The 11487-nt window shown below is 64.7% G+C and carries 14 protein-coding genes; 2 read left to right on the plus strand and 12 right to left on the minus strand.

Annotation, left to right across the window (positions count from 1 at the left end; translation table 11 throughout):
- Positions 1–11: 11 nt before the first annotated feature.
- The 7 genes from A5788_RS17925 to A5788_RS17955 all read right to left on the minus strand — a co-directional run bounded on the left by A5788_RS17925 (position 12) and on the right by A5788_RS17955 (position 5443).
- Positions 12–911: an alpha/beta fold hydrolase gene (locus A5788_RS17925; RefSeq protein WP_231894127.1), complete on the minus strand. Its 900-nt coding sequence runs from the start codon at positions 909–911 to the stop codon at positions 12–14.
- A complete protein-coding gene (locus tag A5788_RS17930; RefSeq protein WP_064869171.1) occupies positions 908–1720 on the minus strand; it encodes a hypothetical protein in 813 nt (270 codons plus the stop codon). The genes A5788_RS17925 and A5788_RS17930 overlap by 4 nt, the downstream gene beginning before the upstream one ends.
- A gap of 52 nt (positions 1721–1772) precedes the next feature.
- Positions 1773–2720, minus strand: coding sequence for a polyphosphate kinase 2 (gene ppk2, locus A5788_RS17935; RefSeq protein WP_049698008.1), 948 nt, complete (start codon positions 2718–2720; stop codon positions 1773–1775).
- A 174-nt stretch (positions 2721–2894) separates the two neighbouring features.
- Positions 2895–3413: a DUF6764 family protein gene (locus A5788_RS17940; protein WP_064869051.1), complete on the minus strand. Its 519-nt coding sequence runs from the start codon at positions 3411–3413 to the stop codon at positions 2895–2897.
- Positions 3414–3598: 185 nt separating this feature from the next.
- Positions 3599–4039 (minus strand): SRPBCC family protein, encoded by a 441-nt coding sequence (locus A5788_RS17945; RefSeq protein WP_049697615.1) that lies wholly within the window; start codon positions 4037–4039, stop codon positions 3599–3601.
- Between the two features lie 38 nt (positions 4040–4077).
- Entirely contained in the window at positions 4078–4755 is a 678-nt protein-coding gene (locus tag A5788_RS17950; protein ID WP_049697614.1) for a DUF4166 domain-containing protein, read from the minus strand.
- Between the two features lie 142 nt (positions 4756–4897).
- Positions 4898–5443 (minus strand): TetR/AcrR family transcriptional regulator, encoded by a 546-nt coding sequence (locus A5788_RS17955; RefSeq protein ID WP_231894136.1) that lies wholly within the window; start codon positions 5441–5443, stop codon positions 4898–4900.
- A gap of 96 nt (positions 5444–5539) precedes the next feature.
- Here A5788_RS17955 and A5788_RS17960 point away from each other — a divergent pair, with 96 nt between their 5' ends.
- Positions 5540–6028 carry a PaaI family thioesterase gene (locus A5788_RS17960; RefSeq protein ID WP_064869057.1) on the plus strand — a complete coding sequence of 163 codons (489 nt, stop codon included), beginning with the start codon at positions 5540–5542 and terminating at the stop codon, positions 6026–6028.
- On the opposite strand, the gene A5788_RS17965 is transcribed toward A5788_RS17960, so the two are convergent.
- Positions 6025–6837: a tyrosine-protein phosphatase gene (locus A5788_RS17965; protein WP_064869059.1), complete on the minus strand. Its 813-nt coding sequence runs from the start codon at positions 6835–6837 to the stop codon at positions 6025–6027. The two genes, A5788_RS17960 and A5788_RS17965, sit on opposite strands and share 4 nt — an antisense overlap.
- A 32-nt stretch (positions 6838–6869) precedes the next feature.
- Positions 6870–8000: a DUF4331 family protein gene (locus A5788_RS17970; protein ID WP_064869061.1), complete on the minus strand. Its 1131-nt coding sequence runs from the start codon at positions 7998–8000 to the stop codon at positions 6870–6872.
- 131 nt (positions 8001–8131) lie between these two features.
- Here A5788_RS17970 and A5788_RS17975 point away from each other — a divergent pair, with 131 nt between their 5' ends.
- Positions 8132–8884 (plus strand): esterase/lipase family protein, encoded by a 753-nt coding sequence (locus tag A5788_RS17975; protein WP_064869063.1) that lies wholly within the window; start codon positions 8132–8134, stop codon positions 8882–8884.
- 6 nt (positions 8885–8890) lie between these two features.
- On the opposite strand, the gene A5788_RS17980 is transcribed toward A5788_RS17975, so the two are convergent.
- The 3 genes from A5788_RS17980 to A5788_RS17990 all read right to left on the minus strand — a co-directional run bounded on the left by A5788_RS17980 (position 8891) and on the right by A5788_RS17990 (position 11419).
- Positions 8891–9406 carry a hypothetical protein gene (locus A5788_RS17980; RefSeq protein ID WP_064869065.1) on the minus strand — a complete coding sequence of 172 codons (516 nt, stop codon included), beginning with the start codon at positions 9404–9406 and terminating at the stop codon, positions 8891–8893.
- Positions 9407–9537: 131 nt separating this feature from the next.
- Entirely contained in the window at positions 9538–10206 is a 669-nt protein-coding gene (locus A5788_RS17985; protein WP_064869067.1) for a DsbA family oxidoreductase, read from the minus strand.
- A gap of 97 nt (positions 10207–10303) precedes the next feature.
- Positions 10304–11419, minus strand: coding sequence for a linear amide C-N hydrolase (locus A5788_RS17990; RefSeq protein ID WP_082937887.1), 1116 nt, complete (start codon positions 11417–11419; stop codon positions 10304–10306).
- Positions 11420–11487 lie beyond the last annotated feature (68 nt).

The following is an 11487-nucleotide window of genomic DNA, read 5'->3' on the forward strand; positions in this document are numbered from 1 at the left end:
TCGGAGGAACCTCACAGCTCGTGCAGCCACTCGCTGACCAGGCGAGGCGCGGCCGGATCGCGCGCCCAACGGTTGTGCCCGAGTGGTGCTGCGATGTGCCGATGGTCGACGGCGCCGCGGGTGAACTTCGCGGTCATGGCGCCCATGACCTGCGGCGGTGCGTCGGTGTCGGCGCCGATCGTCACCGCGAGCACCGGGATGTCGATCTCGCCGAAAGCGGCCTCGTAGTCGATGTCGGCGCCGCGGGGACTGAATCGGCCGTGCCTGTTCAGATACGTCCAATCGCGGATGAGCACGCGGGACTGCCTGCCGTAGCCCTCGACAACCGTTCCCGGCCAAAAGCCGACAGCATGCGAAATGCGGTACATCGCGAGCGGCCCCAACGAGGCCCGCAGACCCGAGCCGCCGCGGTAGAGCCTGTGGAACGGCACACCGGAGGCGATGAGAATGAGGCCGCTCAGTCGATGACTGTCGTAGGCACCGAGGTGCGCCTGTCGCGCCGCATACAGCGACGCAATGTGTCCGCCCATCGAGTGACCGGCGACGAATAGCGGGCCTTCGGGGACCTGTCGTCGGGCGACGGCGATTGCCGACGGCACGTCGTCGACAACCATCTCCTGCTGGCCGAACGCGCTGGCGCGTGACGGGCGCGGCCTGCTTGCCCCCTGCCCGCGCAGGTCTGCGCACGCCACCGACACCCCGGCGGCGGCGCAGCGGGTGGCGAACAGGTCGAAGTAGCTTGCCGGAGTTCCCAGTCCGGGAAAGAGAACGATCAGCGGCGTCGGGGCGACCGAGTCTGCGACGAAGATCCGCAGCGGCGTGCGAGTGCCGTCGGCGAGCACGACGTCGTCGATGACGTCGGGAGCGCGCTGCGGGGTGGAGAAGCCGGCACCCGCATTGGAGAAGGTCAACGCCTTCCGCCGAAGACCAGACGCACCACGACGCCGAACACGAAGATGCCGGCACCCACCAGCATCGAGATCACGCCTGTCCATTGCAGTTCTTGCGAGATGGTGTCGATCACGACGTCGGCGACTGGTTTGGCGCTGTTCTCCGACGACGAGAGGTCGTTTTTCACATATGTCCCGTAGAGGTTCGCGCCCGCCCAGCACACCACGCCCGCGATGACCGCCGCGATGCCCAGCCACGCGATCACGGTTCCACGTCGCCTCGCCACGAGCAGCGCGATGACCGCAGCGATGATCCCCACGATCACCGACACCTTGCCGATCGTGGTGATCTGCTCGCCCGCCCGGTGATATGCGCCCGCGTGTAGCCCGGTGTTGCCGCTGGAGACCGGGATCGTGATGGAGCCGGAGACCGTGACACCGACGCGCGCGCTCGCGAGCACGCGGTTGACCATCGGTGTGATGTCGAGTTGCATCGGCGCATTCGGGTCCGACGCCTCGTCGAACAGCCATTGGTGCTGCTGCTTCGCGACGTCGGCGAAGTCGGCCGGGAACTGCGAGCTGTTGGTGTAGGCGTTTGCGAGCGGCCGCACGACGGACTCGGCTCCCGAAATCGACGTGCGCGAAGCGATCTCGTCGGTGATCTGGCCTGCGAGGTAGTCCTTGACCGCCTGGTCGTGACCGACCGGCTCGATCAGTGAGCTGAAGCCGTCGTCGCTGACGATTCGTTCGCTGATCCACACAGCGGGCACTGCAAGAACGATGGCTACGACCGCGACGATCGTCGCCAGACCACTGAGGAAGGTTCGCACGGCTATGACGCTACCGGTCGATGCTGACCTCTCGATGTGCGTTCGGCGGCGGTCACTCCCCGACCAGGTCGCGGGCACGCCCGACGATCAGCGGATCGGGCTGGCCCACGAATTCTTCGTCCTTGCCCTCGTAGTCGAACAGCGACAGCACGTAGCGCATCGCGTTGATGCGGGCACGCTTTTTATCGTTGCTCTTCACGACGGTCCACGGCGCGTGGTCGGTGTCGGTGCGCTCGAACATCGTCTCCTTGGCCGCGGTGTACGCGTCCCACTTGTCCAGGGAGGCCAGGTCCATAGGCGAGAGCTTCCACTGCCGGACGGGGTCGATCTGTCGGATCGCGAACCGGGTGCGCTGCTCGAGCGGCGTGACCGAGAACCAGAACTTGATCAAGCTGATGCCGTCGTCGACGAGCATCTTCTCGAATCCGGGGGCCTGTCGCATGAACTCGTCGTACTGCTCGTCGGTGCAGAATCCCATGACCCGCTCGACGCCCGCTCTGTTGTACCAGGACCGGTCGAAGAAGATGATCTCGCCGCCTGCGGGCAGATGCTGCACGTAACGCTGGAAATACCACTGCGTGGATTCGCGCTCGCTCGGCTTCTCCAACGCGACGGTGTGCGCGCCGCGCGGGTTGAGGTGCTCGTTGAAACGTTTGATGGTGCCGCCCTTGCCTGCGGCGTCGCGTCCTTCGAAGAGCCACAGGTGACGTTGGCCGGTCTGCTTGGACCACTTCTGCATCTTCAACAGTTCGATCTGCAGTCGACGCTTGGTGATCTCGTACTCCCGACGGCTCATGCGCTCGTCGTACGGGTAGTCCTCACGCCAGGTGTCCACCACATTGCGCTCGGGAAGCGTGAGGAGGATCGGGTCGTCGTCGTCATCGTCGTTCACCGTGAACTGCGTGGTGTCCTTCAGATCGACGAGCTGCTGGAGGGCCTCACGTCCGTTCAACTTGCTGAAATCGGGGCCGACGGCTTCGAGATCGTGTAACTCGGTCACCACCCAAAGATATTCGTATCCGGCAAACACCGCGTGGCAATGAGGTGAACTCGGCTTCGGCGAGAACGTGGCGTTGGTCCCGAAAGGCCGACTGCCGACGCCCCCCGTTGGGAGCGCCGGCAGTCGGCCCGGTACTCAAGACTTCAGTAGCGCGGGTTCAGTCGAAGTAGACGTTCAGTTGCGCAGGCTGATCGATCCCGAGCGCAGGCATGCCTTGCCGCTGCCCGAGTCGGCTGCCGCCGCGAACCCGCCGGAGCACGAGACGCCCCGCTCCGTCGCGACCGCCTGGCCGCCCCATCCGCCGACGGCGACCGAGTTGCTCCCGCGACGCGCCTGAGCGATCGACATCGCGCCCGGGCCGGTGGTGACCGAGTAGGCGTTACCGCCCGAGTTGGCTCCCGCGAGCGCCGTCGATCCCGGCTGCAGATTGTGTGCGCGGGCATGCCCTCCACCGTCGGCGACTGCCACCGCGGTGCCGCTCGACGACGCGTCGGTCGCGCTTGCCGAGCTGCCTGCTCCCGCGCGCGCACCGCAACCGCTCGTGCCCGAGATGTGCTGTACCGAAGAGCCGTTGGCGGCATTGCATTCTGTGCCCGCGTGCGCATCACCGCCACCGAGCGCGAACCCGGCAACTAATCCCGCACCTCCGCAGACGACGGCGAAGACACGGACGGCAAAAGTGTTGATACGCAATTTATTTGGCCTCCAGAAGATGATCGGGCGTCACGCAGACGCGGGCAGCCCGATCAGCGTACCCCGCAACCGCCATCAGGAATACCGCGCAACCCACGTTCTCAGGTAACGGATAGGAAACGACGCCGGGTCCCCCATCTCGGGACTCCGGCGTCGTTGCCAGGAAGTACGAAAAGCTATGTGGCTCAAGCCTTTGCGCGACGCTCCGCCTCGGCGGTCAAGCCTTTGCGCGCGGTGTCGACGGCGACCTTCTGCCCCCGCTTCACGATGAGTCCTGGCAGTTTGATCTTGAGGTCGACCAGCAACTCGAATTCGACGTGGGTGCTGTCACCGTTATCGGTCAACGTGTACTTGCCCTGCTGCTCCGAGAGCGTCGTCGACTTGATCAGCGTCCACTCGCAGGTGGTGTCGGTCCACGAGTAATTCACCGACTGATCGTCGTTGATGCCTGCCGCATTGACGGTCATCGAGACCTCGTCCGGCGTGCCGTCATCGTGGGTGCTGACGATCTGCGCTGCTTTGTGGGGGCCGGACCATTCCGGGAGTGACTCGATGTCCATCAGGACTTCCATCACCACCGATAACGGTGCGGCGATATCGAATTCGGTCTTTGCTGAGACGGCCATGCTGAGCAACCTACCTTGTGCGTGTGATCAGGATGACGTCAATGCTCGCGGTCGACGAGGCGAAGCGGCCACGCCTCGTCCGGGATATCACGTAGACCGCAGGCGACGTCGACGGCGGTGAACCACCCGCGGAAGTGGATGACCTCGCCGACGACCGGATTCCGGACCGTGGCGTCGCAGCGGAAGCGCTCATGCTCGTCGTCCCATCCCTCGATGTACTTCATCTGGGTGGCGAACATGCCCTTCATCCCGACCTTGGGTCCGCGACCGAGCCAGCGCATCGGCCCGCTCTCGAGAAGCAGTTCGCCGGCCCGCGTCACCGACGGCTCGATGGGCCACAGCAGGTCGGGGCCGTCGCCGAAGTAGTCGACGAGTCCGGACCTGCCGTCGACCAGAAGCGAGTTCAGCGCGCGGTCGCCGTTGGTGTAGGAGAAGGTGCGCAGCACGGCCAACGATTCGCGGCCGAGTTCGTCGACGTAGCAGTACTGGTTCTGGGTGAATGGCACCATTCGGCTCGACCGCGCCGGGAACGCGTTGCGCTTGGCGTAGAACCAGACGAGCGGTGGCGGCAGCGCCGACGACACGTACACCGATTCGTAGATTCCGCTGCCGAGTTGGGCCACACCCGACGTCGAGTCGATCGAATACCGCCATGCGACGTTGGGGTGCAGTTTGTCGAAGTCGGAACCCAGCGCCTCCCGATACACCGGCGTCACGATTCCCTCCCCCCAAGCTTGCCCGAGGCAACAATCCGCCCGGGCCTGTGGGAGAACCTACTATGTGGCGCACAACACCGTGTAGAGACCTCCGGCCCGAGGTGGGCAGTATTGCCTGCGACGGTCGACGCGGTGGGCTGTTTCAGCCCACGACCACTGCGGATTCGCACAGTCGGGAGAGTTCGTCGATCACCAGATCAAGAGGTTCGACGCTGCGCTGGGTCATCGACAGTCCGACGGCCCCCTCGATACCCGCGATGATCAGATTCGCCAGTGAGTCTGCGCGCGCGTCGTCGACTCCCTCGTAGACGAGACGTGCCGCGATCTGGTGGCGCCAGCGTCGAAAGATCTCGTCTGACTCGTCGGCCGTCGTCGGCTCGGCCCGCCGCGCGAGTCCCCCCGCGAGTACCGGGCAGCCGCGCTGGAAATCGGTGCTGACCAGCATCTTGCGCCAGACGTCTCCGATAGAGACCACGGCGTCGGCGGCCGAACCCGCGTGGGTGTCGGCGATTCGCGACGAGATGAACTCCCCCGCATACCGCACGGCCTCGTTCATCAACTCCGACTTCCCGCCCGGGAAGTGGTGATAGATCGAACCGCGTGGCGCCTTGCTGGCCGCGAGAACGTCGCCGATCGACGTTCCCGGTACGCCGTCTCGTCCGATCAGATCCGCGGCGTACACGATCATCCGGTCTCGCGGGCCGAGTTCCCCGTCATCGTGAGCCACCGTCACGCCGCCTTTCCCAGAACTCGACTATGCAGGTCTTCATAGTTGATCGCTTCTATGCAAGGATACATAGTCATGGAGCCATCCACCGCTGATACAGCAGCACCAAGCGAGCTCGCAACCATGTCCGGACTGGAGTTGCTTCGCGCCTGGGCCGACAATCCCGACGACGGACGCCCGAGCATCGGACGCCTGCTCGGCATGCGCCCCGTCCGAGTCGACGAGGGTTCGGTCAGCTTCGCCGTCACCCCGCAGCCCGACTTCGCCAATCCGCTCGGCACCGTCCACGGCGGCATCTGCGCGACGCTGCTCGACTCCGTGATGGGTTGCGCGATCCACACCACACTCCCCGCGGGCGCGGGCTATACGACGCTGGAACTGAAGGTCAACTACATCCGAGCTGTGCAGACCGACGACGGCGAACTCACCGGTGTCGGCGAGATCATCCACGTCGGCGGGCGCACCGCCACCGCCGAGGGCAAGGTGTTCTCGGCCGACGGCAGGCTGGTCGCGCACGGCAGCACCACCTGCATCGTGTTTCGCTAGGCCGAGACGAGATAGGTGTCGCGCAGCGTGGTGAGCGCGGCGTCGTCGAACCCGAGTCCGGCGACGAAGTAACCCTCGATGTCGGAGTACTTCTGCCGTACCTCGTCGAACGCGCCGTCGAGGTAGGACGGGTCGACGCCGAGGACCGGGAGCAGGACGTCCGGGTCGCCGCCCGCAGCCGCGAAGTCGTCGAAGATCGGCTTCAACGCCGGGATCAGACGCTCGTTGGTCAGCAAGTAGTCGTGATAGATGTCGTCCTTGTCGACGCCGAGAAGCGCCAGCAGCGACGCCGCGGCCCAGCCGGTGCGATCCTTGCCGGTGGTGCAGTGGAAGAGCGACGGCCCGTCGTATTCGCCGAGGAGCCCCTGGTAGTAGCCGCGATAGGAGCGCACAGCGCTCGGTAGCGAGACCATTCCGCGGTAGGTGGCAGCGATGGCGTCGGCGGCCTTACCGCCCGCGAGTTCGCGCGAGGCCATTTTCACGGTCTCCGGGTCGGAGAAGAACTGCTGCAGATTTGCCGGCACCGCGGTTGTCGAATCGGCAAGGACGTCGAGGTGGATGTCGGCGACGTCGGGAAGCGCCGGATCGGGAAGTGCGGTCCGCTCGGCCTCCGAACGCAGGTCGTAGATCGTGCGGACACCGAGACTCTCGAAAGTAGGCAGATCGGCCGTAGCCATCGAACGGAAATCCGTCGAGCGGTACAGCCGGTCGGATACGACGACCCTGCCACCGTGCCCGCGGTAGCCGCCGAGGTCGCGCAGGTTGGGCAGACTGGAGACGGGACTCGGCGCACCGGGCTTCAAGGGCATGGCACCGAGTCTTCCAGATGACCTGTCGCGATTCAGTGAGACCCGGGCGCCTCCGGCGGATTCGGATTGGCGGGGGCGAGGTACGGGAACGTGTCACTTGCGAGGCGGGTCGGGGCGTCGACGTGATCGCTGATGCGCGGCCCCTTCGCAGCGTTGACGAGGTAGGTGTACAGGGTGTCCATGCAGTCGTCGTTGAGCGAGCGTCCGCCCATCGTCTCGTGCGGTCGGCCGTCGCGGACGGCGCGTTCGATCTCGAGAAAAGTGTTGTCGCCGAAGGGCTTCCACGCGTCGACGATCATGAAGTCGGCGAGCAGCATCTCGGCGAGCGGGTGGTTGCCGTCGGCGTCGACCGGCCAGTCGACGTTGCCGTCGAGACCGTCCCAGTAGGCGAGGTTGGCGTTCAGTCGCGCGTGGTAGGCGCCGAGGTAGTCGGGGCCGAGCGCGAACGCGTCCTCGGCGTTGAACAGGTCGCGGATCTCCAGATCGCGATTGACGGGGTCGTAGTTCTTCATGCCGAGGATCGCGTTCTCGAACTCGGGTCGACCGAATCGCTCCCACCGGACCGGGATCTTGCCGCCGATGACGCTCTCCCCGACGACGGCGACAATGCTGCCGTCGCCGACGAGCGGCCCGAGGTCTACTTCGACGACGATGCTCATCACGTTCTTGCCGTCACCGAGGATGCTGCCGTGGTCGGTGAACGAGAGCTTCCCGGTCGAGATGGTGTTGACCAGCGCGGTTGCGTCGCTGAAGAACGGATCCCACCGGGGGCCTCCGAAGGCGCGCAGCCCGTCGGTCGCACCGCCCGCCTCGTCGTCGACCGCGAACGTGACCGACGTACCCGTGGGGTTGCCACCGACGGACACCGTGCAGGTGCCGGTCTGGGCGACGTCCGGGGTGGTGAACGTGCAGTCGATGGTGACCTCTGCCTCAGCGTCGGCCACCGAGAAGAACGCGGGCTCGGACGCGTCGGCAGTGATCGGGCGGATGCGGAACCGATAGATCAGAGCATCCGAGAAGCGTCCGTTCGGGGGCGTCCACGGCACAAGGTTGAGCACCAGGCCCAGCCGACCTTGCGCCCCCGGGACCGTGAACGCGTACATGTCGGTAATGTCGGCTTCGGGAAGTTGATGGGCCCGCGGCCCAGAGTTGTGGTGCGACATGGGAATTCCCCTCGCTGGTCCGAAATCGGCTTCGGAGACCAACGCTACCGACCGTCGCCGACGACGGCCCTGCGAGCGGGTTCACCGCACAGGTTAGTAAGGCAAGGCTAAGCATGGCTTAGAATGCCCGCATGAGAATTCTTCGCCGCCTTGCCGCGATCGTCGCCCTCACCGCCGCTGCCGCCGGGGTTGCGTTGGCAGCGCCGACGACGACCGCAGATGCCGCTGCGCCGCGCGGAACACTCCTCATCGTGCCCGGCCAATCGTTCGGAGCCGCTCCGTACACGCTGATGGCCGACGCGCTGCGCCGTGACGGCTACCGGGTGCGCGTCCTCGACCTCATGGGCACGCAACTCCTCTCCGACTCGCGCGCCATCAGCAGGGCCGTCGACGCAGAGAAGAAGGCCAGACCGTCGACGCCTGTGTCGCTCGTCGGACACAGCGTCGGCGGCGTGACGACGCGCTACTACGTGAAGAACCTCGGCGGCGCGTCGAAGGTGGCCAACGTAATCGCCGTCGGCACACCGGAATACGGCTCGCCGGGCGGATGCAACCAACCCGGCGCCGACGGACAATTGTGCCCGGGCAGTGCGTTCCTGCGTGACCTCAATGCAGGAGACGACACCCCCGGACCCACCAGGTACTACCGCATTCGCAGCGCTTACGAATGGGTGACCGGCGACCTCGACGGCGGCCAGTGCCGTATCACGCCGTTGCCCGCATTCGTCGCACCGACCGGCTACACCGAGCACACGGCCGATGCCGTCAATCCCGCAGTGTTCCAAGCCGTTTCGCGTGCAGCAGCCGGACACTGCGACGGACAGTTCGTCGATCAACCCGACGGCCAGTTGACCGCCAAGAACTCACTTCGACCGCAGCGCTGAGTTGGTTCAGCGCGGGCAATTGACTGTGTAATCCCAGACGGTGCCGCTCTCCGGCCCGGTGACCTTGACCGTCACGTAGTTGGCGACACCCGGCGGCACGTTGACCACGATGCTGCCCTTGCCCTTGTTGGTGCGGTCGCCGACATATCCGGTGCTGCGGATGAGCCGGCCCTGGTAGAACACGTCGATCTTGTCCGGCTGAATTCGAGTGTCGTAGTTGAGGGTGAACGATGTCGGACCGGTACGCCCGATGATGTGCTTGGTCTCGGTCACGCCCTGCCCACCCGACTTCGTCGACTGATTGCACTGCTGAACCTTGGGCGAACCGCCACCGGTGCTCCCGAGCCCGAGTTGCTCGATGACCTCCGGCGGCACGGCCTTCAGCAGGTCCTCGGCCGACCCCGTGTCGACGCTGCTTCCGGTCGAGGTATCGGCGACGGCCGCCCCTGGTACGCCCAGCGCACCCAGCGCCGAGGCAACCCCGATCACCAATGCGAAACGTCGAAACCTGTTGAGAGACATGGAACCCCTTCGGTGAGAGTTGTTGTGCACCCACCGTATTGAGTCCGTGCGCCGACTCGTGTCACCCGAAGATACGAAACTTCAGCAAAGTGATTCGATCGGATTACATTGGTGAATCAATGTAACGAGTTCTAGGTTTCAGCGCGCTCGGCGAGGACCTGGCCGATGGCCTGCGCGAGCACCTCGGGCGGTTGAGCACCCGAGACGCCGTAGCGACCGTCGATCACGAAGAACGGCACACCGCTGATTCCGTAGGCACTCGCCTGGTCGAGGTCGGCGTCGACGGCGTCCGCGTACGTCCCTGCGCGCAAAGCCTTTTCGACGTCGTCTCGGTCGAGACCGATCTCGGCCGCAAGGTCGGCGAGTTCGTCGATGCCGCCGATGTGCTTTCCTTCGGTGAAGTGTGCGGCGAACAGACGCTCGGCCATATCAGCCTGCCGGCCAACACTTTTGGCGTAGTGCAGCAGTTCGTGGGCCTTGCGGGTGTTGGCGTGGCGCGCGATGTCGAAGTCGTAGTGCAGGCCGGCATCGGCAGCGACCTGGGTGACGTGGGCAAACATCTGCCTGACCTGATCGGCAGGCATTCCCTTGCTCTGCACCAGGAAATCGATCTCGGGAGCGTCTGTCTCCGGCGGTGTGTCGGGAGCGAGTAGGTAGCTGTGGAAGTCGACAGAAACGACGTTGGGGTCGACGTCGTCGGAGTCGTCGAGGAGCGCGAGCGCGGCGTCGAGGTTCCGCTTGCCGATGTAGCACCACGGGCAAGCGATATCCGACCAGACGTCGATGGGTAAAGTACTCATGTTCTGTGCAACGCCGAGGCGTCGGTGCCACATTCCGCGGCGCCGCCGGTACCGCTGAATGTGCACGGAACGTGTGACCCTGTCAGGTCACACCGCCTCACGTCGCGTCGACGAATTCCGCGAGCTTTGCGTCCACCTTTTCCTGGACCGTCTTGATGCGATCCTCGATCGGCTTCGTTGAGTCCAAGCCTTCTTTTGCCTTGGCGGCTACTTCGCCGATCAGTTTTGCCTGCTCGATGGAAACGATATGGAACTTGTGCTTTTCGAACTTGTGGGCCACATTGCCCGAAAGCCCATTCTCGACCGCGAGACCTTTGACCAGATCCAGCTTGGCGTCGCCGGAACCCTCGGTGAAGTCGAGGTCCTTCAAATCGACCCACACGACGTTCGGGCATGTCACGGACTCGAAGATGTAGCGCGGGTTGGTCAGGTCGATGACGACCTGCCACAGCGTCGTCGACGCATCTGGCTTGCCGGGTTCGGGAATCCGGTACGGCTGCGCAGCATTCCGGATAATGCTCGCCATGGCGGCGGTGGCCTGCACGCGCGACTTCGGCTCTGGCTGGTTGTGCACGTAGAAGGTGGCGCGCGCGAAACGGTCGGGAGCGGCGCATGTACCCGGTAGGGGTTGGTCGCCGCCGAGACCCTCATACTTCTTCACGAGTTCGAGTTGTTGGTCGTAGCTGGGCGAATTCGTCATCACCCAGTAGTCCTCGCTGTGATACACGTCCAGCTTCCCGTCGATGTACTCGAAGATCGCCGAATCGCCCGTCGCGTCATCGATCGCGAGGTGGATCGCAGGTTTGCTGCCGCCGGTCGGGTCCGTCATGGGGATAACCTGCGGGTTGTTTTCTTCTACCCACCGGACGGCTTCTGCCACCGACGCGAAGTTGTCGAGGAAGTACTGCAGCCACACCGACATCGCGAGCTGAGGGCGGTCGGGGTCGGGGTCACCGTACTCGGATTCGGCCAGCCACAGGATGTGGCCCGCCAGACCTTTCTCGTTGACCCCGTCGGTCGAGAGGATGTCGTAGACGCCGGCGATCACACTGCCGTACTTCGACGTCCACTTCAGCTTTCCCTCGACGCGATCATTACGGTCGACGCCGCGTGGGAGCTTCCAGAGATTGGTGTGGAGATCCTGGTGGAAATCCATGTTGCGGCCGACGATCACAGAACCGTTGGCCTCTGGCCACATCACCCGTGTACACACAGGAATCCACTTCCGTTCGTTGTTGACAACACCGACGAGACACTTCACCGCGACGTGCGAAATATCGA

Origin of the sequence: Gordonia sp. 852002-50816_SCH5313054-c, from assembly GCF_001665925.1 — a bacterium.
Classification (GTDB): domain Bacteria; phylum Actinomycetota; class Actinomycetes; order Mycobacteriales; family Mycobacteriaceae; genus Gordonia; species Gordonia jacobaea.

Bases quoted from the DNA above. Each gene is read 5' to 3' on its own strand.
- A5788_RS17970 (WP_064869061.1), bottom strand. From the start codon at position 8,000: ATGTCGCACCACAACTCTGGGCCGCGGGCCCATCAACTTCCCGAAGCC.
- A5788_RS17965 (WP_064869059.1), bottom strand. From the start codon at position 6,837: ATGCCCTTGAAGCCCGGTGCGCCGAGTCCCGTCTCCAGTCTGCCCAAC.
- A5788_RS17975 (WP_064869063.1), top strand. From the start codon at position 8,132: ATGAGAATTCTTCGCCGCCTTGCCGCGATCGTCGCCCTCACCGCCGCT.
- A5788_RS17960 (WP_064869057.1), top strand. From the start codon at position 5,540: ATGCAAGGATACATAGTCATGGAGCCATCCACCGCTGATACAGCAGCA.
- A5788_RS17985 (WP_064869067.1), bottom strand. From the start codon at position 10,206: ATGAGTACTTTACCCATCGACGTCTGGTCGGATATCGCTTGCCCGTGG.
- A5788_RS17955 (WP_231894136.1), bottom strand. From the start codon at position 5,443: ATGATCGTGTACGCCGCGGATCTGATCGGACGAGACGGCGTACCGGGA.
- A5788_RS17945 (WP_049697615.1), bottom strand. From the start codon at position 4,039: ATGGCCGTCTCAGCAAAGACCGAATTCGATATCGCCGCACCGTTATCG.
- A5788_RS17980 (WP_064869065.1), bottom strand. From the start codon at position 9,406: ATGTCTCTCAACAGGTTTCGACGTTTCGCATTGGTGATCGGGGTTGCC.